At 66.4% G+C, this 23,794-nt stretch carries 28 protein-coding genes; 16 read left to right on the plus strand and 12 right to left on the minus strand.

All coding sequences use genetic code 11. The annotated features are described in order from the left end of the window. A partial coding sequence (locus AC1DNE_RS27235; protein ID WP_465247581.1) for an AAA family ATPase occupies nucleotides 1–279 on the plus strand: 279 nt, incomplete at its 5' end. Nucleotides 280–445: 166 nt separating this feature from the next. Then, nucleotides 446–724: a PepSY domain-containing protein gene (locus AC1DNE_RS27240; protein ID WP_476841289.1), complete on the plus strand. Its 279-nt coding sequence runs from the start codon at nucleotides 446–448 to the stop codon at nucleotides 722–724. Nucleotides 725–837: 113 nt separating this feature from the next. Here the strand turns inward: AC1DNE_RS27240 and AC1DNE_RS27245 are convergent, their stop codons facing one another. Together AC1DNE_RS27245 and AC1DNE_RS27250 are read right to left on the minus strand one after the other, a co-directional pair. Next, the gene (locus tag AC1DNE_RS27245) at nucleotides 838–1,998 is read right to left on the minus strand and encodes a glycerophosphodiester phosphodiesterase (protein WP_441470403.1); all 1,161 of its coding nucleotides are present in this window, start codon (nucleotides 1,996–1,998) and stop codon (nucleotides 838–840) included. Between the two features lie 168 nt (nucleotides 1,999–2,166). Beyond that, on the minus strand, nucleotides 2,167–2,307 hold the full coding sequence (locus AC1DNE_RS27250; protein ID WP_441470402.1) for a hypothetical protein: 141 nt from the start codon (nucleotides 2,305–2,307) through the stop codon (nucleotides 2,167–2,169). 182 nt (nucleotides 2,308–2,489) lie between these two features. Between AC1DNE_RS27250 and AC1DNE_RS27255 the strand changes: the two genes are divergently transcribed. The 3 genes from AC1DNE_RS27255 (at nucleotide 2,490) to AC1DNE_RS27265 (ending at nucleotide 6,497) form a co-directional block, all read left to right on the plus strand. Beyond that, a complete protein-coding gene (locus AC1DNE_RS27255; RefSeq protein WP_476767217.1) occupies nucleotides 2,490–3,788 on the plus strand; it encodes an RsmB/NOP family class I SAM-dependent RNA methyltransferase in 1,299 nt (432 codons plus the stop codon). Nucleotides 3,789–3,833: 45 nt separating this feature from the next. Continuing rightward, nucleotides 3,834–5,402 (plus strand): glutamine-hydrolyzing GMP synthase, encoded by a 1,569-nt coding sequence (gene guaA / locus AC1DNE_RS27260; protein WP_441470400.1) that lies wholly within the window; start codon nucleotides 3,834–3,836, stop codon nucleotides 5,400–5,402. A gap of 390 nt (nucleotides 5,403–5,792) precedes the next feature. Next, entirely contained in the window at nucleotides 5,793–6,497 is a 705-nt protein-coding gene (locus AC1DNE_RS27265) for a glutathione S-transferase N-terminal domain-containing protein (protein WP_476767218.1), read from the plus strand. 14 nt (nucleotides 6,498–6,511) lie between these two features. Here the strand turns inward: AC1DNE_RS27265 and AC1DNE_RS27270 are convergent, their stop codons facing one another. Continuing rightward, entirely contained in the window at nucleotides 6,512–7,102 is a 591-nt protein-coding gene (locus tag AC1DNE_RS27270) for a phosphoribosyltransferase family protein (RefSeq protein WP_441470397.1), read from the minus strand. A gap of 125 nt (nucleotides 7,103–7,227) precedes the next feature. Here AC1DNE_RS27270 and AC1DNE_RS27275 point away from each other — a divergent pair, with 125 nt between their 5' ends. The 3 genes from AC1DNE_RS27275 (at nucleotide 7,228) to AC1DNE_RS27285 (ending at nucleotide 9,716) form a co-directional block, all read left to right on the plus strand. After that, nucleotides 7,228–7,584: an ArsC family reductase gene (locus AC1DNE_RS27275; RefSeq protein WP_476767219.1), complete on the plus strand. Its 357-nt coding sequence runs from the start codon at nucleotides 7,228–7,230 to the stop codon at nucleotides 7,582–7,584. A gap of 186 nt (nucleotides 7,585–7,770) precedes the next feature. After that, nucleotides 7,771–8,934, plus strand: coding sequence for a tRNA guanosine(34) transglycosylase Tgt (gene tgt, locus AC1DNE_RS27280; protein WP_476767220.1), 1,164 nt, complete (start codon nucleotides 7,771–7,773; stop codon nucleotides 8,932–8,934). After that, nucleotides 8,931–9,716, plus strand: coding sequence for a hypothetical protein (locus AC1DNE_RS27285; protein ID WP_476767221.1), 786 nt, complete (start codon nucleotides 8,931–8,933; stop codon nucleotides 9,714–9,716). The genes tgt and AC1DNE_RS27285 overlap by 4 nt, the downstream gene beginning before the upstream one ends. Here AC1DNE_RS27285 and AC1DNE_RS27290 read toward each other — a convergent pair. Further along, complete coding sequence (locus tag AC1DNE_RS27290) at nucleotides 9,660–10,616, minus strand: DMT family transporter (protein ID WP_441470393.1); 957 nt, start codon at nucleotides 10,614–10,616, stop codon at nucleotides 9,660–9,662. The genes AC1DNE_RS27285 and AC1DNE_RS27290 overlap by 57 nt on opposite strands. A gap of 171 nt (nucleotides 10,617–10,787) precedes the next feature. Here AC1DNE_RS27290 and AC1DNE_RS27295 point away from each other — a divergent pair, with 171 nt between their 5' ends. After that, nucleotides 10,788–11,444, plus strand: coding sequence for a hypothetical protein (locus tag AC1DNE_RS27295; RefSeq protein WP_441470392.1), 657 nt, complete (start codon nucleotides 10,788–10,790; stop codon nucleotides 11,442–11,444). 21 nt (nucleotides 11,445–11,465) lie between these two features. Here AC1DNE_RS27295 and eno read toward each other — a convergent pair whose 3' ends face one another. Next, nucleotides 11,466–12,749, minus strand: coding sequence for a phosphopyruvate hydratase (gene eno / locus AC1DNE_RS27300; RefSeq protein WP_441470391.1), 1,284 nt, complete (start codon nucleotides 12,747–12,749; stop codon nucleotides 11,466–11,468). A 204-nt stretch (nucleotides 12,750–12,953) separates the two neighbouring features. Between eno and AC1DNE_RS27305 the strand changes: the two genes are divergently transcribed. Then, nucleotides 12,954–13,079, plus strand: a complete 126-nt coding sequence (locus AC1DNE_RS27305; RefSeq protein WP_441470390.1) for a hypothetical protein — start codon at nucleotides 12,954–12,956, stop codon at nucleotides 13,077–13,079. 14 nt (nucleotides 13,080–13,093) lie between these two features. Here the strand turns inward: AC1DNE_RS27305 and AC1DNE_RS27310 are convergent, their stop codons facing one another. Then, on the minus strand, nucleotides 13,094–13,288 hold the full coding sequence (locus AC1DNE_RS27310; protein WP_441470389.1) for a hypothetical protein: 195 nt from the start codon (nucleotides 13,286–13,288) through the stop codon (nucleotides 13,094–13,096). Nucleotides 13,289–13,556: 268 nt separating this feature from the next. Between AC1DNE_RS27310 and queF the strand changes: the two genes are divergently transcribed. Then, complete coding sequence (queF, locus tag AC1DNE_RS27315; RefSeq protein WP_441470388.1) at nucleotides 13,557–14,012, plus strand: preQ(1) synthase; 456 nt, start codon at nucleotides 13,557–13,559, stop codon at nucleotides 14,010–14,012. Nucleotides 14,013–14,228: 216 nt separating this feature from the next. Here queF and AC1DNE_RS27320 read toward each other — a convergent pair whose 3' ends face one another. Both AC1DNE_RS27320 and kdsA read right to left on the minus strand, forming a co-directional pair. Continuing rightward, complete coding sequence (locus tag AC1DNE_RS27320; protein ID WP_441470387.1) at nucleotides 14,229–15,425, minus strand: MFS transporter; 1,197 nt, start codon at nucleotides 15,423–15,425, stop codon at nucleotides 14,229–14,231. After that, nucleotides 15,418–16,287 (minus strand): 3-deoxy-8-phosphooctulonate synthase, encoded by an 870-nt coding sequence (gene kdsA / locus AC1DNE_RS27325; RefSeq protein ID WP_441470386.1) that lies wholly within the window; start codon nucleotides 16,285–16,287, stop codon nucleotides 15,418–15,420. The genes AC1DNE_RS27320 and kdsA overlap by 8 nt, the downstream gene beginning before the upstream one ends. A 575-nt stretch (nucleotides 16,288–16,862) precedes the next feature. On the opposite strand from kdsA, the gene clpS reads away from it, so the two are divergent. From clpS to AC1DNE_RS27350, 5 genes are all read left to right on the plus strand, one after another. Further along, nucleotides 16,863–17,204: an ATP-dependent Clp protease adapter ClpS gene (gene clpS, locus AC1DNE_RS27330; RefSeq protein WP_441470385.1), complete on the plus strand. Its 342-nt coding sequence runs from the start codon at nucleotides 16,863–16,865 to the stop codon at nucleotides 17,202–17,204. A gap of 45 nt (nucleotides 17,205–17,249) precedes the next feature. Beyond that, nucleotides 17,250–19,778 carry an ATP-dependent Clp protease ATP-binding subunit ClpA gene (gene clpA, locus AC1DNE_RS27335; RefSeq protein ID WP_476767222.1) on the plus strand — a complete coding sequence of 843 codons (2,529 nt, stop codon included), beginning with the start codon at nucleotides 17,250–17,252 and terminating at the stop codon, nucleotides 19,776–19,778. 55 nt (nucleotides 19,779–19,833) lie between these two features. Beyond that, nucleotides 19,834–20,073, plus strand: a complete 240-nt coding sequence (locus AC1DNE_RS27340) for a hypothetical protein (RefSeq protein WP_476767223.1) — start codon at nucleotides 19,834–19,836, stop codon at nucleotides 20,071–20,073. Between the two features lie 148 nt (nucleotides 20,074–20,221). Further along, the gene (locus tag AC1DNE_RS27345) at nucleotides 20,222–20,947 is read left to right on the plus strand and encodes an AzlC family ABC transporter permease (protein WP_441470382.1); all 726 of its coding nucleotides are present in this window, start codon (nucleotides 20,222–20,224) and stop codon (nucleotides 20,945–20,947) included. Next, entirely contained in the window at nucleotides 20,944–21,306 is a 363-nt protein-coding gene (locus tag AC1DNE_RS27350; RefSeq protein WP_441470381.1) for an AzlD domain-containing protein, read from the plus strand. Before AC1DNE_RS27345 ends, AC1DNE_RS27350 begins: the two co-directional genes overlap by 4 nt. On the opposite strand, the gene AC1DNE_RS27355 is transcribed toward AC1DNE_RS27350, so the two are convergent. The 4 genes from AC1DNE_RS27355 to AC1DNE_RS27370 form a co-directional block, all read right to left on the minus strand. Then, entirely contained in the window at nucleotides 21,303–22,193 is an 891-nt protein-coding gene (locus AC1DNE_RS27355; RefSeq protein WP_441470380.1) for a sigma-70 family RNA polymerase sigma factor, read from the minus strand. The genes AC1DNE_RS27350 and AC1DNE_RS27355 overlap by 4 nt on opposite strands. 21 nt (nucleotides 22,194–22,214) lie before the next feature. After that, nucleotides 22,215–22,682: a carboxymuconolactone decarboxylase family protein gene (locus AC1DNE_RS27360; RefSeq protein WP_441470379.1), complete on the minus strand. Its 468-nt coding sequence runs from the start codon at nucleotides 22,680–22,682 to the stop codon at nucleotides 22,215–22,217. A gap of 69 nt (nucleotides 22,683–22,751) precedes the next feature. Further along, nucleotides 22,752–23,222, minus strand: a complete 471-nt coding sequence (locus AC1DNE_RS27365) for a carboxymuconolactone decarboxylase family protein (RefSeq protein WP_441470378.1) — start codon at nucleotides 23,220–23,222, stop codon at nucleotides 22,752–22,754. Between the two features lie 62 nt (nucleotides 23,223–23,284). Further along, a complete protein-coding gene (locus AC1DNE_RS27370; RefSeq protein WP_441470377.1) occupies nucleotides 23,285–23,713 on the minus strand; it encodes an HIT family protein in 429 nt (142 codons plus the stop codon). Between the last annotated feature and the right edge of the window lie 81 nt (nucleotides 23,714–23,794).

Raw genomic sequence — 23,794 nt, forward strand, 5'->3', positions numbered from 1 at the left:
TCGCTGTGCATGAGCCCGAAAATCATGCTGTTCGAYGAGCCGACCTCGGCGCTCGACCCGGAGATGGTGAAGGAGGTGCTCGACACCATGGTCTCGCTGGCGGAGGAGGGCATGACCATGCTCTGCGTCACCCACGAGATGGGCTTCGCYCGCCAGGTCGCCGACCGCGTCATCTTCATGGACGCCGGMCAGATCGTCGAGATGAACACCCCCAACGAGTTCTTCAAGAACCCGCAGCACGAGCGCACCAAGCTCTTCCTTAGCCAGATCCTGCACTGACCAAGAACAGCTCAGCGAGCGATGGAAGCGCGTCGGCTTTGCCGGCGCGTTTTTTCGTTTAACGAGCGAATCACAAGGAAGCGCAAAGCATCTTCAGGTGTAGGCGAACCCTTCTACGGAACGAGTCCTCGTCCGGTGCGTTGATGGCGCAAACGGAGGATACGTGATGAAACGTTTTGTCCCAGTCATAGCTCTTGCTCTTCTGGCGAGCGGCGGTGCCTATGCTCAGTCGATCAACATTGGTCCGGGCGGCGTGAGCGTCGACCCCCGTACGCCCCATGAGCGGGCGATCGATCGCGAGATGCGTCAGGGGCGCTACGAGCAAAGGCGCGAGCGCGAATGGCGACGCGCCAACTATTACCGCGGCGACGATTGCCGCACGGTCACGACCGAGCGGGAGACGCCGCGCGGCGTGGTGCGGCGCACGACCCGCGTCTGCGATTGACCAATCTGATTTGAAGGGGAGCGGGCGAGAAGCCCGCTGACGACCAAAGCCCGCGGCGGGAGACGCCGCGGACTTTGGTTTATCCGGCTGTTAGCCTTGCCCGGTTGAAAAGCTTACTTCGCGTCGCGCGCCTTCACGGCCTGATCCGAGAAATCCGAGAACAGGCCGTCGATGCCGAGCGCAATGAAGGCCTTGTACTCGGCCGCGGCGTCACCCTTGAAGTCCGAGGCCAGCCGCTTCGGCTCGCTGCGGAAGGTCCAGGTATGGACGAGAAGGCCGGCGGCATGGGCATCCTTGACCACGTTCGTCGGCGCGATCAGCGTGCGGTCGCGCTCGTCGATGGCGCCGTCGCCGTTGAGGTCCTGCGGCTTGCCGTCAGCGCCGATCGTCTGCTTGGCAGCCATGATGTAGGGCTTCCAGGGGCCGACGCCGTCGGCATAGGTCGCGATCTCCTTGAGCCCTTCGGCGGAGAGCATGTCCTGGAACGTCCGCTTGTCGCCGAGCACCGCGAAGTCATAGGGGCGGTCGAACGGGGCCACGAGCGTGACCTTGCCGTCCTTGTCGACGTCGTCGCCGTCGACAAGCTGGATGAGGCGCAGCTGCGTCTTCTTGCGCAGGTACTTCAGATTGCCGGTCTCGAAGCTCTGGATGAACACCGGCGAGGTCTTCTCGCTCCAGCCGGCAGCCTTGAGCATGTCGAGGAGCTTGTCCTCGAAGGCGAGGCCGAGCGCGGCGTGATAGGTCGGGTGCTTGGTTTCCGGGTAGATGCCGATGGTGTGGCCGGTGCGGGCGCTTTCCGACTTGGCAAGGTCGATCACCTCCTGGAAGGCCGGGATCTGGTACTTGCCGTTGTGCGACTGGTCGCGATCGGCGAAGGCCTGCTTGGCCCGCAGGGTCTTGATCTCGGCCAGGGTGAAATCATTGGCGAACCAGTCGGTGGTGTCGATGCCGTCGACCTTGCGCGTCGTCTTGCGATTGGCGAATTCCGGCCGGTCGGCGACGTCGGTGGTGCCGCTCAGCATCGGCTCGTGCCGCACGACCAGAACGCCGTCCTTTGTCGACACCAGGTCGGGCTCGATGAAGTCCGCGCCCATCTCGATAGCGAGCTTGTAGCCTTCGATCGTGTGCTCGGGCATGTAGCCGCTCGCGCCGCGATGGGCGATGATCAGCGGCTTGCGGGCGGTCGAGGGGGACGCCTGCTGGGCGAGGGCCGCCAGTGCCTGCATGGCCAGTGCGGCGAGAAGCGATGTCGAGAGAAGCAGCGTTTTTTTCATGGTTTGACCCCGGCTCGCAGAAATGCGCGCGAACTTAGGTCGGGCGATGTGACAGGCCCATGAAAAGAATACGTCGGATCGTGAGCAAAGGCTGACGCGCGATGCGATACCCCAAAAAAAGCCCGCGACCCCGGTCGAGGGCGCGGGCGATCCTGCGTGCGCTCGCTGTCAACGGCGGTTTTCGAGCGTGGTCTTCGCGTCGAGGCGCTTGGAGGGCGGCGGCGTGAATTCCGGCTGCGGCTGGGTTGCGCAAGCGGCAAGGCCGAAGGCGACAAGGCTCAGAATGACGATGCGGCTGGCGCTTTTCATGTGCGAATATCCCGGTGGCCGCGACATGCGGTTGCATCGTGTTTCCGCTTGTGAAACGACCGCGTCAAGTGCATGCCGCATGGGCCACCATGCCTCGGCGTCATGTTCGAATTGGTCGAAGCACACCCACTCACCGCCTTGCGGCGCCGGGCCCGAGCCGTCCGTGCCAGGATTGAAACACCATGACGCCAGCCGCCCGGATCAGCGCCGCCATCGAGGTGCTGCAGGACATCATCGAGCGCCGCCGCCCGGCAGCCGATGCGCTGAAGGATTGGGGGCTGTCCCGCCGCTTCGCCGGCTCGAAGGACCGCGCGGCCGTCGCCTCGCTCGTCTATGATGCGCTGCGGCGCAAGGCGTCCGCCGGCTACGCCATGGCTTCCGAGGAGCCGCGCGCGCTGGTTCTCGGCATGCTCGCGGGGCTGCGAGGCCTGCCGCCGGACGAGATCGCCGCGCTGTTTTCGGGCGAGAACCACGCCCCTGCGCCGCTCACCGCCGCTGAGACCGCGCTTCTGACCGCCTTTTCCGACGAGGGCGCGCCCGACTGGGTGCGGGCCGATGTGCCCGAATGGCTCTGGCCCTCATTCGAACGCGGCTTCGGCGAGGCAGCGATGGCGGAAGGGCAGGCACTGGCCGCCCGTGCGCCGATCGATCTGCGCGTCAACCGCCTGAAGGCGACCCGCGACGCCGTGCTCAAGGATCTCGCTCACCATCAGCCCGAGACCGGCGCCTGGTCGCCCGATGCGCTGCGTTTCCAGCCGGGTCATGACGGGCGCGGCCCTTCGCTGCAGACGGAGCCCGGCTTCTTTGCCGGCGCGTTCGAGGTTCAGGACGAAGGCTCGCAGCTGGTGACATTGCTCGCCGGCGCCCGGCCGGGCCAGACCGTCATCGATCTCTGCGCCGGGGCAGGCGGCAAGACGCTGGCGCTCGCCGCGCTGATGGCGAACCGCGGTAGCCTCTATGCCACCGATCTCGACAGCCGGCGGCTCGCACCGTTGCACGACCGCGTGGCCCGCTCGGGCGCTGGTATCGTCGAGGTGCGCATCCCACGCTCGCGCGGCCACGAGCCCCTGGCGGATGTTGCCGGCCACGCCGATCTGGTGCTCGTCGATGCGCCCTGCACGGGCTCGGGCACCTGGAGGCGCAACCCTGATGCGAAATGGCGCGTGCGCCCCGGTGCGCTCGCCGAGCGGATCAAGGACCAAGCCGAGGTGCTGGCCCGCGCCGCCAAGCTGGTGCGCCCCGGTGGACGCATCGCCTACATCACCTGCTCCATGCTGCCGGACGAGAATGACGAGGCCATCCGCGCCTTCCTCGGCCGCCATCCCGGCTTTGCTCTGGTCGCACCGATCGACGTGCTCAAGGGCGCGGAAAGCGACTTCTCCCTGCTCGCCCGCTTCGCCACGGAATTCGGCCTGCAGCTCTCGCCGCTGCGCGCCGGCACGGACGGGTTCTATCTGGCTTGCCTCCAGCGGGGGGATTGAGACGCGGCCGTTGCGCACGCCCGCGCTATCCATTAACGGGACGCGATGACGAGCGCTCAGCCCCATCACGACTCCATCCTCATCATCGATTTCGGCTCGCAGGTGACGCAGCTGATCGCGCGGCGCATCCGCGAGATCGGCGTCTATTGCGAGATCGCCCCGTTCCAGTCTGCGGATGAGGCGTTCGGGCGGCTGAAGCCCAAAGGCGTGATCTTCTCGGGTGGCCCGGCCTCGGTGCCGGACGAGGGCAGCCCGCGCGCGCCCGAGGCGGTCTTCACGGCTGATATCCCGCTGATGGGTATCTGCTACGGCCAGCAGACCATGGCGCATCAGCTCGGCGGCAAGGTCGAGGGCGGGCACGCCGCCGAGTTCGGCCGTGCCGATGTCGAAATCCTTGCTCCTTCGGCGCTCTTCGCCGGCGTCTGGGAGAAGGGCTCCCGCTACCCGGTCTGGATGAGCCATGGCGACCGCGTCACTGAGCTGCCGCAGGGCTTCTCGGTCAAGGCGACCTCGGAGAACGCGCCCTTCGCGGTGGCGAGCGACGAGATAAGGCGCTTCTACACCACGATGTTCCACCCCGAGGTGGTCCACACCCCGGATGGCGGCAAGCTGCTGCGCAACTTCGTCGTCGAGATCTGCGGCTGCAAGCCGGACTGGAGCATGTCGGCCTATCGCGCCGAGATGCAGAAGAAGATCCGCGAGCAGGTCGGCACCGGCCGCGTCATCTGCGGCCTTTCCGGCGGCGTCGACTCGGCTGTTGCGGCCGTGCTGATCCACGAGGCGATCGGCGATCAGCTCACCTGCGTCTTCGTCGACCACGGCTTGATGCGGATGAACGAGGCCGAAGAGGTCGTTCGCCTGTTCCGGGATCACTACAACATCCCGCTGGTCCATGTTGAGGCCGAGGAGCTGTTCCTTTCCGAGCTTGCCAAGTGCGGTGCCGATCCCGAGGCCAAGCGCAAGACCATCGGCCGGCTCTTCATCGACGTCTTCGACGCAGAGGCGGCCAAGCTCGGCGGCGCCGATTTCCTGGCGCAGGGCACGCTCTATCCTGACGTGATCGAGAGCGTCTCCTTCTCCGGCGGCCCCTCGGTGACGATCAAGAGCCACCACAATGTCGGCGGTCTGCCCGAGCGCATGAAGATGAAGCTCGTCGAGCCGCTGCGCGAGCTGTTCAAGGACGAGGTCCGCGTGCTCGGCCGCGAGCTCGGCCTGCCCGAGGCCTTCGTCGGCCGGCATCCCTTCCCGGGGCCCGGCCTCGCCATCCGCTGCCCCGGCGAGATCACCAAGGAGAAGCTCGACATCCTGCGCAAGGCGGATGCGATCTATCTCGACGAGATCCGCAAGGCCGGTCTCTACGACGTGATCTGGCAGGCCTTCGCCGTGCTGTTGCCGGTGCGCACCGTCGGTGTGATGGGCGACTACCGCACCTACGATCATGTCTGCGCGCTGCGCGCCGTGACCTCGGTCGACGGCATGACCGCGGATTTCTATCCCTTCGACATGAACTTCCTCGGCCGCGCCGCGACCCGCATCATCAACGAGGTCAAGGGCATCAACCGCGTCGTCTACGACGTGACCTCGAAGCCCCCCGGCACGATCGAGTGGGAGTGAGCGCGGGCGCTCGCGGCCGCATCATCGGCCATGAGCGCATGCTGCCCTGACGGCGCTGCCCGTCGCTCGCCCTGGATGGGGAAATGAGGGCAGGTGGTTTTCGCGGCAAGCGGCTTGCGTGCAGGCTCCAGCTGACATTGCTCTACGACCGCTATCGCACGTTGGCGTTTCGCGTGCGGCCGTTGAGCTGCACGGAGAAGGATTTCGTCCTGATCCGCAGCGTTCCCCGCGAACCGGACGAAATCCTCGGCCGTTGGCCCTTGGTCGACCCGCGATCGTGCAACCTCGCAAGCCGGCCTTGTGGTGATTGAGCCGGGCGCCCCGTTGCTTTGGGCGCGCGCGGCTCTATCGTCCGGCACCGAAGCTCTTCCGATTCAACCGGAGCACCCTATGGCCGATCTCTCCGCTTTCCCGATCAGCAGGCGCTGGCCCGCCAGCCATCCCGACCGTATCCAGCTCTATTCGCTGCCGACGCCGAACGGCGTGAAGGTGTCGATCGCGCTGGAGGAACTGGAACTGCCTTACGAGCCCCACCTCATCGACATCGGCAAGAACGAGACCTGGGGCCCGGAATTCCTCTCGCTCAACCCGAACGGCAAGATTCCCGCGATCATCGATCCGAACGGGCCGGACGGAAAGCCGCTGGGCCTGTGGGAGTCGGGCGCGATCCTGCTCTATCTCGCCGAGAAGACCGGCAAGCTGCTGCCGAAGGATCCGGCCGCGCGCTACGAGACCATCCAGTGGGTGTTCTTCCAGATGGCGGCGATTGGCCCGATGTTCGGCCAGCTCGGCTTCTTCCACAAGTTCGCCGGCCGCGAGTACGAGGACAAGCGCCCGCGCGACCGTTACGCCAGCGAGAGCAAGCGCCTGCTCGCCGTGTTGGAGGAGCGGCTGGCGAGCCGCACCTGGATCATGGGTGACGAATTCACCATCGCCGACATCGCGATCCTCGGCTGGGTGCGCAATCTCGTTGGCTTCTACGGGGCAGGCGAACTCGTCGACTATTCCACGCTGACGCATGTGCCGATCTGGCTGGAGCGCTGCCTGTCGCGCCCCGCGGTGCAGCGCGGCCTCGACATCCCGAAGCGCCCCTGAATGCCGGCACTCCCTCAGGGCATGTCGCTGGGGGAGGGCACGGGCTGAACCGGTGCCAGTCTTTCCAGGGCGTGCACGGAGATGCCGCCCTGGGCAAGTCGTTCGCGGCCTCCCAGCCCGTCGAGTTCGAAGACGAAGAGCGCATGCGTGCAGTGTGCGCCAAGTCGGCGAAGCAGCTGCGCCGTCGCCAGCGCGATGCCGCCCGTGATCAGGCAGTCGTCGATGATGGCGACATGACGTCCGTCGAGCCGATGGCCCTTCGACAGGGCGACGCCGTTGCCGAGCTCGTAATTGGCCGCGAGACTGCGGACGACGTCCGCGCGGATCGAACCGACCTTGCGGATATCGATGAAGCCGAGGCCGTTTCGGAATGCCAGCGCGCCCGCAAAGCCGAGGCCGCCGACGTCGATTCCGGCAAGAAGGTCGGTTTCCTCATCAAGATGGGCCGCCAGGGCTTCGCAGGCCGTTTGCATCCAGCGGCCGTCGCAGGTGAAGGTCGTGGCATCAGGAAAATCGACGCCGACGACCGGATGGTCCTTCCAGCGGCGATGGGGAAAAGCAGGTGGAGCCGGCGTTTTCTGCGCTGAGGCCGAGACGATATCCATGCTATCTCCTGCCTGCATCCGACGATTTCATCCGCCATGTCATGCCTGTTTGCAGTCTTGCTGACAAACCCGGATGACAGTTGGGTGGCGGATGCTGCGACATTCCACACAGTCCGGGCGAAGGCATGACGATCACCATCTACGGCATCAAGAACTGCGACACGATGAAGAAGGCGCGCAGCTGGCTCGACGGCCATGGCGCGACCTACGCGTTCCACGACTACAAGGCGAGCGGCATCGACAAGGCCTCGCTCGAGAGCTGGGTGAAGGAGCATGGCTGGGAGACGGTGCTCAACCGCGCCGGCACGACCTTCCGTGCGCTTCCCGACGCCGAGAAGCAGGGGCTCGATGCGGCCAAGGCCATCGCGCTGATGCTCGCCCAGCCCTCGATGATCAAGCGCCCGGTGCTCGATCTCGGCAGGGGCAGGACGGTCGTCGGCTTCAGGCCGGAGATTTACGAGGCGGCGTTGGCGAAGGGCTGAGCCTGGGCGACTGCCCGTCATTATCGGGCGGCGCCCAGCGCCGACCTAAGAATCTCCTGTCGAATGAGGCTCAAGAGCCCTCTAGTCCCGAGATGCTCGGGGCAAGCTCGAGCATGACGGCGGCGAACGCCCATCCAGCGCGCGCGCCTCTTCCCTAAAGGCGCGTGCTGCTCTACCTCGCAGCGCATGAACGCACAGCCCGAACTCGCGCAGCCCCAGACCGCCGCGACAACCGACTTCGCCTTCCATGTCGCCGCCCGCGATGGCGCCGCCCGCACCGGCGCGATCAGCATGCCGCGCGGCGTCATCCGCACGCCTGCCTTCATGCCGGTCGGCACCGCCGCGACCGTGAAGGGCATGTATCCCGATCAGGTGAGGGCGCTCGGCGCCGATGTCGTGCTCAGCAACACCTATCACCTGATGCTCCGTCCCGGCGCCGAGCGCGTCGCCAGGCTCGGCGGGCTGCACAAGTTCATGAACTGGCCGCATCCGATCCTGACCGACTCCGGCGGCTTCCAGGTGATGTCGCTGTCGCAGCTGAGGAAGCTGACGGAGGAGGGCGTCACCTTCCAGTCGCATATCGACGGCTCGAAGCATGTCCTTACGCCCGAGCGCTCGGTCGAGATCCAGAATCTGCTCGGCTCCGACATCGTCATGCAGCTCGACGAATGCGTCGCGCTGCCCTGCGAGGACAAGGTGGCGGAGAAGGCCATGCGCCTGTCGCTGCGCTGGGCCGAGCGTTGCAGGGCGGCCTTCGGCAACCATCCCGGACGGGCGCTGTTCGGCATCGTGCAGGGCGGGGCGGTGCCGCATCTGCGCGTCGAGAGCGCGCGCGAACTCGCCGCCATGGACCTCAAGGGCTACGCCGTCGGCGGTCTCGCGGTCGGCGAGCCGCAGGAAATCATGCTGGCGATGATCGAGACGGTCGAGCCGCATCTGCCGCAGGAAAAGCCACGCTACCTCATGGGCGTCGGCACGCCGGACGACATCGTCCAAGCGGTGGCGCGCGGCATCGACATGTTCGATTGCGTGATGCCGACCCGCGCCGGCCGCCACGGCCAGATCTTCACCCGCTTCGGCCGGATGAACCTCAAGAACGCCAAGCACGCCGAGGACCCGCGGCCGATCGACGAGCAGTCCTCCTGCCCTGCGGCGAACAGCTGGTCGCGCGCTTATCTGCATCATCTCGTCAAGGCCGAGGAGATGCTCGGGAAGATGCTGCTGACCTGGGCTAACCTCGCCTATTACCAGGATCTGATGGCAGGCCTGCGCGCCGCCATTGCGGCCGGGCGCCTCGCCGATTTCATCGCCGAGACCAAGGAAGGCTGGGCCAGGGGCGAGACGGCTTGAGCGCAGGGCTGGCTCTTCTACCGATCAAGATGGCAATCGCTGCCTCGGTGGTGGTCGGCTGTTCCGTTCTGGCCGAGCGCACGGGGCCGCTGGTCGCGGCGATGATCGCGACGCTGCCGATCTCGCTCGGGCCGGTGCTTGTCTTCCTTGCGCTCGATCACGACGCCGCTTTCATTGCCGCCAGTGCGCTGGGCACGATGAACGCCAATCTCACCCATTCCGCCTTCATCCTGAGCTATGTGCTTTTGGCCCAGCGCCTGACGATGCTGCCCTCGCTCGTGGCCGCCGCGGCCGTCTGGGTTCTCGTGCTGGCCGGCGTGCGCAGCCTGGCCCTGCCGGCGCTGCCGCTCACCGTCCTGACCGTCCTTGCCTTCGGTGTCGTGCATATGCTGGTGCGGCCTTATCTCTCCGTGCGCACGGCCGCCCCCGCCGCACTTTCGCGCTATGCCATTCCGATCCGGGCAGGCTGCGTCGCGATGCTGGCGGGAATCGTCACAACCGCGAGCGATCGGGTCGGGCCGCTCTGGTCGGGTGTCCTTGCCGGTCTGCCGATCGTCCTGTCGAGCCTGATCGTGATCCTGCATCCCCGCATCGGCGGGAAGGCCACCGCAGCGGTGATCGGCAGCGGGGCTCTCGGGCTGCTGGGCACGGGGCTTGGGCTTGCCGTCGTACATTGGATGGCGGTGCCGTTCGGCTCGTGGACGGCGCTCGCCATGGGGCTCGCCTTATCGGTCGGCTGGAATCTGGTCCTGACCGGCCTTGCGCGCCGGCTTGCGCCATGAGGCGACGAACAGCCCGGCGATGATCAGCATGATGCCGGCGAGCTGCAGCGAGGAGGGGATCTCGCCCAGCACCGGGATCGCCAGCAATGTGCCGGTGACCGGGATCAGCGGCGGGAAACGGCCGACGACCGCGGGTCCCAGGACATGCGCTGCCCAGCCCCAGATCCACAGGCCGATAATGACATTGGCCACGCCTTGATAGAGCGCATGCAGCGACAGCAGCCACCATGGTGCGATGTCGAAGCCGCGGAAGAAGAACAGGGCGTAGATCGGCAGCCACACCAGCGACAGTACCGAGACGATAGCTGCGGCGCGCAGGCCATCGACCTTCCAGAGCTGGATCATCAGCGGATAGAAGCCCCAGAGCAGGCCGACGCCGAGGAACATCAGGTCTCCTCGCAGCGTACCGGCGCTCGAGCCGCTCGTGCCGGCGATGGCGAGACAGGCCAGACCGGCGAGCACGCCGCAGATGCCGATCACGAGATTGCGTGTGAGCACCGCGCCGAACAGCACGATCGAGCCGACGATACCGATGAGCGTCACGGTGCCCGGTCCGATCGTGGCGCCATGCGCCGCCGGTGCGAGGGTCAATCCCATCAGCATCAGGAAGGTCATGGGGAAGCCGCTCGACAGCGTCAGCAGCAATCCGCGCCCCCACCCGACGCCGCCGCAGCTGGCGAGGCCCGGCCGCAGGAAAAGCGGCAGCAGCAGGAGGCCGGCCGTGGCGAAGCGAAGTGCCAGCAGATCGTAAGGCGTGATGCCGTGCAGCACGGCATGGCGACTGATGGCGAAGTTCGAGCCGAAGATCAGGACGCTGAGCAGCATCCCGGCTACAGCCAGCCTGCGCCGGCGGCGCTCCTTGTCGTGAGGCGCAGGAAGGCTGACGACGCGCTGATCCATGCGCCGGCATAGCGTGGATTGCTGCGGTGCCGTTACCGGCCGCTGTGCATGGCACCTGCGCCTGCGGCGACGGACCGCAATTGCGCCGCGTTTCGGCCCCGCTGGCGCCGTGACGCGCCGGTTTCCTTGCACTGCGATATCAAGATCGGCCAGCCACCGGAGTGATCGCCGATGCCCGGCAACCGCTATTCCCCCAGGCCTGCTGCCATGGCGAGCCGCCTCGGCCACCATCTCCTACTGTCATTGGGCATCGCCACAGCGACAGCGGTGGTCGCGACGCTTCCCGGCCTGCTGTCCGGCGCCGTGCCGCGCCATAGGGCCGCGCATGCGCGGGTCGAGCAGGCGGCGCTGCCGAAACTCGCGCTGCTCCGGGACGGCAAGATCGCCGATCGGCTCGATGGGTCTGACCTTGCTGCGAACGAGGGTCTCGCGGCCAATCAGCAGGTTACGCCGGCCGCCCTGGCGATGCCGATGTCGGTGAGCTGGCCGGAGGGCGACGAATGGGCCCCACCGCAATTCGCGGAGCTCGGCAAGCCGCGGCTGGAAACGCCGGGCAAGGCGAGACATTCGCCCCCGGCGCGGCGAACCGCTTCACCGCCAGAGCGCAACGTCGTCGTCGCAACCCCGCTCGTGATCCTGCCTCCGGCCGCGGCGACGGCAATCGAAATGGCACAGGGGGGCGAGGAGTCCCGCGACGATTCCTGGAGCCGCTTCGTCGTGGCGCCGGCGACCAAAGTCTCCGACGCAGTATCGGGCGCCGCCGGCAGCGTGCAGGCGGCCGGTGTCTGGGGGCTCTCCCAGGCAACGAGCCTGCTGCCGCGCTGGTGAGCGCGGCAGCCGAGGCCTCGATCAGGCCAGTGCCTTCAGCGCTGCGCGGCCGGCATAGATCGCCTGCGCGCCCAGCTCCTCCTCGATGCGCAGTAGCTGGTTGTACTTCGCCGTCCGGTCGGAGCGGGCGAGCGAGCCGGTCTTGATCTGCCCGCAATTGGTCGCGACCGCGAGGTCGGCAATCGTCGAATCCTCGGTCTCGCCCGAGCGATGCGACATCACGGCGGTGTAGCCGGCGCGCTGCGCCATCTCGACGGCGGCCAGCGTCTCGGTCAGCGAGCCGATCTGGTTCACCTTGACCAGGATCGAGTTGGCCGTCTTGCCCTTGATGCCCTGTGACAGGCGCTCGACATTGGTGACGAACAGATCGTCGCCGACGAGCTGGCACTTGGCGCCGACGAGGTCGGTCAGCGCCTTCCAGCCCTCCCAGTCATCCTCCGACATGCCGTCCTCGATCGAGACGATCGGGTAGTTGCCGACGAGCTTGGCGAGGTACTTGGCCTGCGCCTTGGGGTCGCGCGTCTTGCGCTCGCCCTCATAGACATAGGCGCCATCCTTGAAGAACTCGGTCGCGGCGCAGTCGAGGGCCAGCGCGATGTCCTCGCCGGGCCGATAGCCGGCGCTCTCGATCGCCTGCATCACGAAATCGAGTGCGGCTTCCGCCGACTTGATGTTGGGGGCGAAGCCGCCCTCGTCGCCGACATTGGTGTTGTGGCCGGCGTCGTGCAGCTTCTTCTTCAGCGTGTGGAAGATCTCCGAGCCCATGCGCAGGCCTTCGGCGAAGGACTCCGCGCCGACCGGCATGATCATGAATTCCTGGAAGTCGATCGGGTTGTCGGCATGGGCGCCGCCATTGACGATGTTCATCATCGGCACGGGCAGGACGCGGGCCGAGGTGCCGCCGACATAGCGGTAGAGCGGCAGGCCCGAGGCTTCCGCCGCAGCCTTGGCGACGGCAAGCGAGACGCCGAGGATGGCGTTGGCGCCGAGCTTCGCCTTGTTGGGCGTGCCGTCGAGCTCGATCATCGTCTGGTCGATGGCGGTCTGGTCTTCGGCGTCCATCGCGACGATCGCCTCCGCGATAGCGATGTTCACCGACTCCACGGCCTTGAGCACGCCCTTGCCGAGATAGCGGCTTTTGTCGCCGTCGCGCAGCTCGACCGCCTCATGCGCGCCGGTCGAGGCGCCGGAAGGGACGGCGGCGCGGCCCATCGAGCCGTCTTCGAGCACGACATCGACCTCGACCGTCGGGTTGCCGCGGGAATCGAGGATCTGGCGTCCGATGATGTCGATGATCGCGGTCATGGCAGGCTCCGGAGAGGACGAGGAAGAGTGAGGCGCTTCTAGCCAACAGCCTGCCGTCGCGAAAGCCCCGATCCGCATCCGGGCGCTTCGAGCCATCGATGTTCGGTCGTGGGTGGCAAAGCCGCGCGTACCGACCTCGCTGCTGGCTCGCAGGTTGCGGGAGAGCCGGACGAACGCCGTCCAGCTTTCCTTCGAGAAACGAACATGTTCCAGAATCTTACGGGCCGCCACCGACCCTCCTTGCTTGCTGTCCTGTTCTGGTGCGGTCTGACGATCCTGTGGTGGGCCGGGCTGTGCGCCTTCGCCGGGCGGCCGATCTGGTTCTGGTAGGACAGCCGGGAGATCTAACTCTCGTCGTTCGACATGCCGAGATAGGTGCCGAGCATGAAGCCGCTCTGCAGCGCAAAGAGATAGCCGATCCAGACGAGGATACTGAACAGGCCGAGCTCCCCCCGAACCAGCCAGAGGGGGAAGGCAACAAAGGTCATGATCGCGCTGGCGAGCACGATCGCCGGATATCCGTGCGAGAGACCGATCAAGAACCCGACCAGAAACAATATGCCTGCAATTATCATAGAATTGTATTGATCGGTGCCGAATAGTTGCTTTGGGGCTATAGTCTGGCTTCCGTCGAAGCAAGGAAGCGTGTGGAAACTCGATAAATATTGATCGAGTTGAAGCAGGCATGAGCTTTGGGCGTCGATGCGCGCTCGTAGCGTCCGACGATGGCGAGCGCGTGGCATTCGCGGCTTTCCCCCTTCGCGGAAGATGAGCTACACGCTCCGGCAAACTTGAGGAGCATCTTCCATGGCCATCGACGCCTCGACCTTGCAGCTCGGCCAGAGCGGCCCGTTGCCCACCTCGCCCGAGGAAGCGCGGCTCGACCGCGTGCCCAACCCCCATGCCGGCACGCGCTATCTCGCGCGCTTCACCTGCCCGGAATTCACCTCGATCTGCCCGGTGACGGGACAGCCTGATTTCGGCATCCTCGTCATCGATTATCTGCCGGGCCAGTGGCTGGTGGAGTCGAAGTCGCTGAAGCTCTATCTCGGCGCGTTCCGCAATCACGGCGCCTTCCACGAGGATTGCACCGTCTCGATCGGCAAGACGCTGGTCGATCTGCTCGAGCCGGAATGGTTCCGCATCGGCGGCTACTGGTATCCGCGCGGGGGCATTCCGATCGACGTGTTCTGGCAGACCGGCGAGCCGCCGAAAGGCCTCTGGCTGCCGGATCAGGGCGTCGCGCCCTATCGCGGACGCTGAGGCACCGGGCGCGAGAGCGAGGCTCGGACGGCTGCGGCGGGGATAGCGCAGCTTGCTCGGCGAAGGGCCTGCGCCTCACCCCTGCGCCTCCAAATGATCACGGGCCGGCCAGAGATCAGCATTTGATGCGTCGAAGTCGGCAACAGCCGACTTCGACGCAGGAGAAGGGGCTCCGCGCGATCAGCGGCGAAATTCCGTTCGGGCGGCGGGCTCTGTTCAGCTCCGCGAGCCGAGCGGCGGCAGCAGGCGCGGCGTGAGGAGCCCGAGCACACCGATCCCGATACCGAAGACGATCAGTGCATGCTGAGTCCCGAGCAGATTCAGCAATGCACCCATGACCAGCGGCCCGGTGGCGTGCCCCATGAAGAAGAAACAGGCGAACAGCGCCATCGCCGAGCCGCGCGCCGTCGGCGCGAGCTCCGTCGCCTGCGCCTGGAACGTGCCATGGAGCAGGAAGAAGCCGAAGCCGGTCAGCAGGAATACGCCGATGGCCGTCCACCACGGCGCGGGCACGGTGAAGGCGAAATAGGCCAGCGCCACCGCGAGGCCGCCATAGCGCATCATCTGCCGTGGCCCGACCCGTTCGACCAGGATGCGCGTCAGCACGCCGTAGACGAGCCCGCCGAGACCCATTGCGCCGATGGCAAGGCCGGCCTGTGAAGAGCTGGTGCCCGAACGCTCGTGCAGGATGGCGGCGATGAAAGGCGACAATCCGAAGACGAGCGATCCTTCCAGCAGGACGAGCAGATAAAGCAGCTTGCTGCGCGGATTGGCGAAGACCGCCTTGTAGCTCGTGATCGCGCCCGCGAGGCTGAGCGGCGCACGCGCGGCGTCCGGCCGCGGTTTCAGCACGACCCGCACCAGGAGCGCGCCGCCGCCGGCGAGCACGCCTGCAATGACGAGCACGGCACGCCAGCCGATATAGTCGGCAACGAGGCCGGAGAAGGTGGCGCCGGCCATCTGCCCGATGATCATGATCACCAGGAAGCGGCCGAGCATGATCTGCCGCTCCGCCATCGGCGCACGGTCGCCTATGGCGGCCATCGCAGCAGGAATGACGCCGCCCGCCATCGCGCCGCCGGCCGCACGCAGTACCAGGAGGGCGCCGAAGCTGGTGGCGAAGGCCGCGAGTATCGAGAGCACGCAGAGCGCGGCGAGGCAGGTCGAGATGCTGCGCAGCTTGCCGACCGAGTCGGCGATGGGACCAAGGAAGGGCTGGCCCAGGGCGTAGCAGCTGGAGAAGGCGGTCGCTACGAAGGCGATCTGGTGGACGCTCTGGCCGAACTCGCCCGCGAGGGTCGGGACCAGCGGGTCGATCAGCCGCATGGTGAAGGTGGAGGCGAAGCCGCAGAGCCCCAGGATCGGGATCAGGGCGCCCAGATCGGATTTGGACGCCTGCGCGGGTTTAGACATAGGCGACGGCTGGCGCCTGGCGGTTCTTGGCCAGTCGGTCGAAGCCCTGCAGTTCGGCGATCAGATCCTGGAATTCGGAGAGGGGCACCATGTTCGGGCCGTCGGACGGTGCGCGATCGGGATCGGGATGGGTCTCGATGAAGAGTCCGGCGACCCCGACGGCGACGGCTGCCCGCGACAGCACCGGCACAAACTCGCGCTGGCCGCCCGTGGAGGCGCCCTTGCCGCCCGGCTGCTGCACGGAATGGGTGGCGTCGAAGATCACCGGCGCGCCGATCTCGGCCATGGTCGGCAGGGCGCGCATATCCGAAACCAGCGTGTTGTAGCCGAAGGAGACACCGCGTTCGGTCAGCATGACGTTCGGGTTGCCGCTCTCGGTCAGCTTCGCGGCGACGTTGACCATATCCCAGGGCGCCAGGAACTGGCCTTTCTTGACGTTGACGACCCGGCCGGTCTGGGCCGCCGCGACGAGCAGATCGGTCTGGCGGCAGAGGAAGGCGGGAATCTGCAGCACGTCGACGACCTCGGCGACAGGAGCGCATTGGCCCGCGTCGTGCACATCGGTCAGGACCGGCATTCCGGTGCGCTCGCGGATCTCGGCGAAGACGGGCAGGGCGGTTTTCAGGCCCATGCCGCGCGCGCCTCTGACGCTGGTCCGGTTCGCCTTGTCGAAGGAGGCCTTGAACACCAGTCCGATGTTGAGAGCGACCGCGATTTCCTTCAGCGCCAGCGCGCATTCGAGCGCATGGTCGCGGCTTTCCATCTGGCAGGGGCCGGCGATCAGCGCGAGCGGCAAGGCATTGCCGAAACGCACGGGCCTGGCGAGTTCCTCGCCGATGGTGACGACGGCGTTGGGTGTCATGGTGGTGTCCTTGTCCAGCGGGCCCGCGAGAGGCTTAGAGGCTGCCAGGGATCATGGACAGGGTTTGGGCCGGTCAAGCAGGTCGAATGCCAGGAGCGTCGCGCAGCCGATATCATTGCTATCGGCAAGCCACGCGACGCTGCAGTCGCCCTGTTCCACCTCACCGCGCACCGGCGTGTCGCTTTTGTCCGATCGCGGCGTCGCCCGTCGCGGGTAAGCTGGAAGGCTTGCCCGCGCCAGGCTCCTGGCCCTCGGGCAAAAATCGCCGACGCCCAAATCCTGTCCATGATCCCTGGCAGCCTCTATGTCTGGCCGGGCCGGGGCGGGTCAAGCCGCGGCAGGCGGTTGGCAGCCATGTCGCGAAGAGTTGCGTGTAGCTGGCGGGAACGGACTGGCGAAGCAGGAGAGAGGTCTGTAAATTCGTACGCGAAGCACTATCTCGGGTGGGAAACGAAGATCGATTTGGATTGGAATGCGATAGGCATGGCGGGGCGCAAGTGATGCAGGCAGGTCAGGGCACAGCAATGCAAGCCGAACCGACCTCGCGCCTGCCGGGGGGCGCGGGCGCGGAGGCCATGGCTGATCGCCCGCGGCGTGCCGGCCCACCGGCCGACGGCAGCAAGGAAGGCACCGGCACTGCGGTGTTGACCCGCACGCGGACGCGTAAGCCCAATCTCTATCGTGTCCTGCTGCTGAACGACGACTACACTCCGATGGAGTTCGTCGTTCACGTTCTGGAGCGGTTCTTCAACAAGGACCGCGCCGAAGCCACGCGGATCATGATGCATGTGCATCAGAACGGCGTCGGCGAATGCGGTGTCTTCACCTACGAAGTCGCCGAGACCAAGGTTACGCTCGTCATGGATCTGGCGCGCAAGCATATGCACCCGCTGCAATGCGTGATGGAGAAGAAGTAGCCTTGGGTCAGAACTCACCTTCCGGAAACAGATAGGAGCGCTCCCTTGCCGAGTTTCTCGCGCAGTCTCGAACAGGCGCTTCACCGGGCTCTGGCTCTCGCCAATGAGCGCCGTCACGAATACGCCACCCTCGAACATCTCCTGCTCGCCCTGGTAGACGATCAGGACGCGGCCGCCGTGATGCGCGCCTGCAGCGTCGACCTCGACCTGCTCAGGCGCAATCTCGTCGACTACATCGACGCCGAGCTGACGAATCTCGTCACTGACGGGCGCGACGATTCCAAGCCGACCGCCGGCTTCCAGCGCGTGATCCAGCGCGCCGTCATTCATGTCCAGTCTTCCGGCCGCGAGGAAGTGACCGGCGCCAATGTGCTCGTCGCCATGTTCGCCGAGCGCGAGAGCCACGCCGCCTATTTCCTGCAGGAGCAGGACATGACCCGCTACGACGCGGTCAATTACATCAGCCACGGCATCGCCAAGCGCCCCGGCGCGACCGAGAGCCGCCCGGTGCGCGGCTCCGAGGAGGAGAGCGAGCCCCAGCGCGAGCAGCGTTCCGAGCAGGGCAACACCGAGGACAAGGACAAGAAGAAAAAGGAAAGCGCGCTAGAGGCTTATTGCGTCAACCTGAATCGGAAAGCGAAGGACGGGCGGATCGATCCGCTGATCGGACGCGAGGCCGAGGTGCAGCGCACGATCCAGATCCTCTGCCGCCGTCAGAAGAACAATCCGCTCCTGGTCGGCGACCCCGGCGTCGGCAAGACGGCGATTGCCGAGGGCCTGGCCCTGAAGATCACCCGCGGGGAAGTTCCCGAGGTGCTGAAGGACGCGACCGTCTTCTCGCTCGACATGGGCACGCTGCTCGCCGGCACACGCTATCGCGGCGACTTCGAGGAGCGCCTCAAGCAGGTGATGAAGGAGATCGAGCAGCACCCCAAGGCGATCATGTTCATCGACGAGATCCACACGGTGATCGGCGCCGGTGCGACCTCGGGCGGTGCGATGGACGCCTCGAACCTGCTCAAGCCGGCGCTGGCCTCCGGCACGCTGCGCTGCATCGGCTCGACCACCTACAAGGAATACCGCCAGTATTTCGAGAAGGACCGGGCGCTGGTGCGCCGCTTCCAGAAGATCGACGTCAACGAGCCGTCGATCCCGGACACGATCGAGATCCTGAAGGGCCTCAAGCCCTATTTCGAGGAGTTCCACAAGCTGCGCTACACCAGCGACGCCATCAAGGCCGCGGTGGAGCTCTCGGCGCGCTACATCCATGACCGCAAGCTGCCGGACAAGGCGATCGACGTCATCGACGAGACCGGGGCCTCGCAGATGCTGCTGCCCGAGGGCAAGCGCAAGAAGGTCATCGGCGTGAAGGAGGTCGAGGTCGCGGTTTCGACCATGGCGCGCATCCCGGCCAAGACCGTCTCGAAGGACGATGCCGAGGTGCTGCGCAATCTCGAGCAGACGCTGAAGCGCTCGGTCTATGGGCAGGAGAAGGCGATCGAGGCGCTGTCCTCCGCGATCAAGCTCGCCCGCGCCGGCTTGCGCGACGGCGAGAAGCCGATCGGCTGCTACCTCTTCGCCGGCCCGACCGGCGTCGGCAAGACCGAGGTGGCGCGCCAGCTCGCTTCCTCGCTGGGTGTCGAGCTGATCCGCTTCGACATGTCGGAATACATGGAACGCCACACCGTCTCGCGGCTGATCGGCGCGCCTCCCGGCTATGTCGGCTTCGATCAGGGCGGCCTGCTGACCGATCAGATCGACCAGCATCCGCACAGCGTGCTGCTGCTCGACGAGATCGAGAAGGCCCATCCCGACCTGTTCAACATCCTCCTGCAGGTGATGGACCACGGCAAGCTGACCGACAACAACGGCAAGCAGGTCGATTTCAGGAACGTCATCCTGATCATGACCACCAATGCCGGAGCCGCCGACATGGCCCGCAACGCCTACGGCTTCACGCGCCAGAAGCGCGAGGGTGACGACACCGAGGCGATCAACAAGCTGTTCGCGCCGGAGTTCCGCAACCGTCTCGACGCCACCATCTCCTTCAGCCATCTGCCGAAGAGCGTGGTCGCCCGCGTGGTCGACAAGTTCGTGCTGCAGCTCGAGGCCCAGCTCGCCGACCGCAACGTCACCATCGAGCTCTCGGACGAGGCGCGCGAATGGCTGGTCGAGAACGGCTATGACGAGGCGATGGGCGCCCGGCCGATGGCCCGGCTCATCCAGCAGACGATCAAGACGCCGCTTGCCGATGAGGTTCTGTTCGGCCGGCTCAAGAACGGTGGCGCCGTCAGGGTCGTGGTGGTCCAGTCCGAGACCGGCATCAAGGTGCTCGGGCTCGAATTCCCCGACGGCCCGGCCAAGCCCAAGCCGGAGAAGGACGTCGCGACCGCGACGGCCAAGCGAGCGACAAAGCCGCGCGCCAAGGCTGTCGGCGGCGACAAGACCACGAAGATGCCGCCCCGCAAGGCTCCCAAGGGGGGCTCTGGCCCGGATGACGACACCGGCAATCCGCCGAAGACATCCGGACGCACGGTCCGTACTGTTCCGAAAGTACCGCTGACGAAGGCCTGAGAACGTGTTGTTCCGACGCAAGAAAGCAGCCCTCGCCGAAACCGGCGAGGGCATAATGCCCACGGCGGCTCCCGCGCCGCAGCGCCCGCCCAAGGAAAAACTGGGCTGGTTCGAGAAGCGCGACCGCCGCCGCCGCCGCCGCAAGATCTTCGAGGAGGTGCTGGGCTGGATCCTCGTGCCGGCCTTCATCTATCTGATCTATCTCGGCGTCCAGGCGGTCGGCGGCATACCCAAAGAGCTGATCGACTTCGCCAATGAGCTCGTCACCATGGCGATGAAGGGCGGCAAGGGCTGAGCACCCGCGGCCTTGCAGGGAGCGCAGGGCCGTTCCTCCTTCCCGAAGCTTGGCGGGCCCTTGCGAGGTAAGCCATAGGGGTTGAATGGCCCGTGCGCTTTGCACGGGCCGTCTTGCTTTCCCCGAGGCTGCTCGCAGCGATGATCCCATGAGCGTATCCGCCGACTGGACCTGGCAGCGCGTCGCGCTGGCCGGTGTGAGCGATGCGCTGCGGCTCCCGGCCTGGATCGTCGGCTTCGGGCTGATCGGTATCGGTTCGCTCGCCCGTGACGTCGGTTACCCGGTCGATGTCGCCGTACTCTCGACTATTCTCGTCTGGGCCGGCCCTTCGCAGGTGCTGTTCTTCGCCTCCATCGCTGCCGGCGCCGCCTGGAGCGCGATCGCGATCGCGGTAGCCTTCGCCTCGCTGCGCTTCCTGCCGATGACGATGGCGATCCTGCCGCTGCTGCGCCGGCCCGGTCAGAGCATCTGGCAGCAGCTCTTTCTTTCGCACTACGTCGCAGTGACGGCCTGGACCGAGGGGCTGCGCCGCCTGCCGGGCATCCCGGTGCACCAGCGCGTGGCCTATTTCCTCGGCTTCGCCAATACCTGCATGGCGGTGAGCTCGGTCGGCACATTCGCCGGTTACTACCTGCTCGACACCCTGCCGATTCCCTTTGCAGCCGGACTGCTCTGCCTGACGCCGATCTTCTTCCTGGTCTCGCTGACGGCTGGCTTACGCCATCGCGGCGACGTCACCGCACTGGTTCTGGGGCTGGCGCTCGCGCCGCTCTGCGAGCGCTTCATCGGTGGCGGCTTCGACCTCATCGTCGCCGGGCTCATCGCCGGCAGCATCGCCTTCATGGTGGGCCGCAAGCGCAAGGCGGCCGCATGACCCAACCGATCGCCCTGCTCGACGGGCCGCTCTGGCCCTATCTCGCGCTGATGCTCTTCGCCGTGCTGCCGACCGAGATCTGGCGCTGGCTCGCCGTCGGCTTCGCGCGTGGGCTCGATGCCGACTCGCCGCTGCTCGAATGGGTGAGGGCGGTCGCGACGGCGCTGCTTGCCGGCATCGTTGCCAAGTTGATGGTCACACCACCGGGCGCGCTGGCCTATGCCCCGCTGTTCGTGCGGGTCGCTGCGCTCGCCGCCTCCGCGGCCGTGATGGCCGTCAGCCGCCGCCGGATGATGCTGGCCGTTCTGGTCGGTGAAGTCGTGCTGGTCGGCGGCGTCTGGCTGTTCGGGGCGGCTTAGCCCCTTCCGGCCTCGAGCCGATCCCGCACAGGGCGGAGCTTGTCCGGGTTGCGAATGACGTAGATCGCCTGGACCTGCCCGTCGCGGATGTCGAGAACGAGCGCCTGCGCGGTGTCGGTTTCCATGCTGATATAGCCGGGCATGCCGTTGATCAGCACCGGCTCGTAGCGCGGGACGAAGCCCTGCCGTTCCGGCTTGCGGGCGAGGCCGGCGAAGAAGCGGCCGATCTTCTCGCTGCCGAAAATCGGGTTGAGCACCGAACTCGCCTTGCCGCCGCCATCGCCATGCAGCACTGCATCCTGCGCCAGCAAGCCCTTCAGGCTCGTCGGGTCGGTGCTATGGGCCGCTTCGAAGAAGGCGACGGCATAGCGACGCGCCTCTTCGGCTGAGAGCGGGTGGCGCGGACCCTCTTGCCTTGCATGCCGGCGTGCCCGCGAGACGAGCTGCCGGCAGGCGGCCTCGCTGCGCCCGAGCGTCTCGGCGATCTCGGAGAAGGGCAGGTCGAACACGTCGTGCAGCAGAAAGGCGGCGCGTTCGAGCGGCGAAAGGCGCTCCAGCGCGAGCTGGAGCACATAGGGAACGTCGAGGCCCTCGTCACTGCTCGCGGTGCCGCCGATCTCCTCGATCAGCGGCTCGGGCAGCCAGGCGCCGACATAGTTCTCGCGCCGCCGCGTAGCCGATTTCATCAGGTCGAGACAGAGCCGCGTGACCACGCGCCCGAGCCAGGCGCGCGGATTCGCCAGCGCTTCCGGCGCGGAATCGTGCCAGCGCAGCCAGGCGTCCTGCACCACGTCCTCGGCGTCGCTGAGCGAGCCGAGCATGCGGTAGGCGAGGCGGGTCAGATAGGACCGGTGGGTCTCGAAGCCGGCGGCGGTGACGTCCGTCATGCAATCCTGTGAGTGCGGATCCTAGGCGGCGTCGACCTTGGGTGCCCTGTCGTTCGGATGATGCGAGCGGAAGCCGACCGCGATCCGGTTCCAGACATTGATCGTGCCGATGAGCAACGTGAGCTTGACCATCTCCTCCCCGCTGAAATGGCGCAAGGCCTCCTCGTAATCGGCATCGGGCGCATGGGTCTGCGGCAGCAGCGTCAACGCCTCTGTCCAGGCCAGCGCGGCGCGCTCGCGCGGCGTGTAGAGCGCGGATTCGCGCCAGGCGCTCAGCAGATAGAGCCGCGCCTCGCTTTCGCCGACCTTGCGGGCGTCGGCCGAATGCATGTGCAGGCAATAGGCGCAGCCATTGATCTGCGATGCCCGCATCTTCACCAGTTCGATCAGGCTGTGTTCGAGGCCGGACTCCTTGATCGCGGCTTCGAGCGCGATCAGTGGCTTCATCGTCTCCGGCGCTGTCGTATAGGGGTTGAGGCGTTTGCTCATGGTGGTTCTCGCTGTGGGACAGGTGTCGGCCAGCGGGCGAAGCCCGCCGGCAGGAGGCACGTTACCTGCTTAGGCGGCGGCTTCGGTCTTGCGCGCACGGTCGGCCGGGTGGCGCGAGCGGAAGCCGGCATTGATCCGGTTCCAGGCGTTGATCGTGGCGATCGAGAGCGAGAGATCGACGCACTCCTTCTCGCTGAAATGGGCGCGCAGCCCGGCGAAGGCCTCGTCACTCGGGCTGCCCTCCGAAAGACGGGTCAGCGCTTCCGTCCAGCCGAGTGCGGCCTTCTCGCGCGGCGTGTAGAGGTCGGATTCATGCCAGGCATCGAGCAGGTAGAGCCGGGCTTCGCTCTCCCCTGCCTTGCGGGCATCCATGGAGTGCATGTGCAGGCAATAGGCGCAGGCGTTGATCTGCGACGCCCGCATCTTCACCAGTTCGAGCAGGCTGTGCTCCAGCCCGCTCTCGTTGACGTAATTCTGGGTCTTCAGCAGCGCTTCGATCGCGCCGGGGGCGACCTGGAAGGCATTGAGGCGTTGGCTCATGGTCTTTCTCCATCGGTTGATGACGACAAGACGAGGCAGCCAGGCCCCTTGTGACATGCCCCTCAGATTTTTTTCAGGGCCTCCCGAATTTTCTCGGCATTGCTGGCGAGCACCTCGTTCTTCTCCATCGCGCCCGTATGCGGACGCAGCGCCACGCCATCGAACCGCGGCATGACGTGGACATGGAGATGGAAGACGACCTGACCGCCGGCGGCCTCGTTGAATTGCTGGATGGTGACGCCCTCGGCGGCGAAGGCGGCCTTGACGGCACGCGCCAGCTTCTGGGTCGTTGAGGCGACGGCATTCAGCGCTTCTGCCGGCGCGTCGAAGACGTTGCGGCACGCAATCTTCGGGAGCACCAGCACATGCCCTTCGGCGCGCGGCATGATGTCCATGATCGCGATCGTCTCGGCATCCTCATAGACCGTGTGGGAAGGCAGCTCGCCGCGCAGGATCTTGGCGAAGACGTTGGACGGATCATAGGCGGTCATGGCGGTTCCGATGGCTTGGAAGCGGAGCGCTGAACCTGTGGCCCCCACGCAAGGGCGTCAAGGCCGGGGAGGCGGGTCTCG

The organism is Allobosea sp. 05L423, assembly GCF_056397745.1.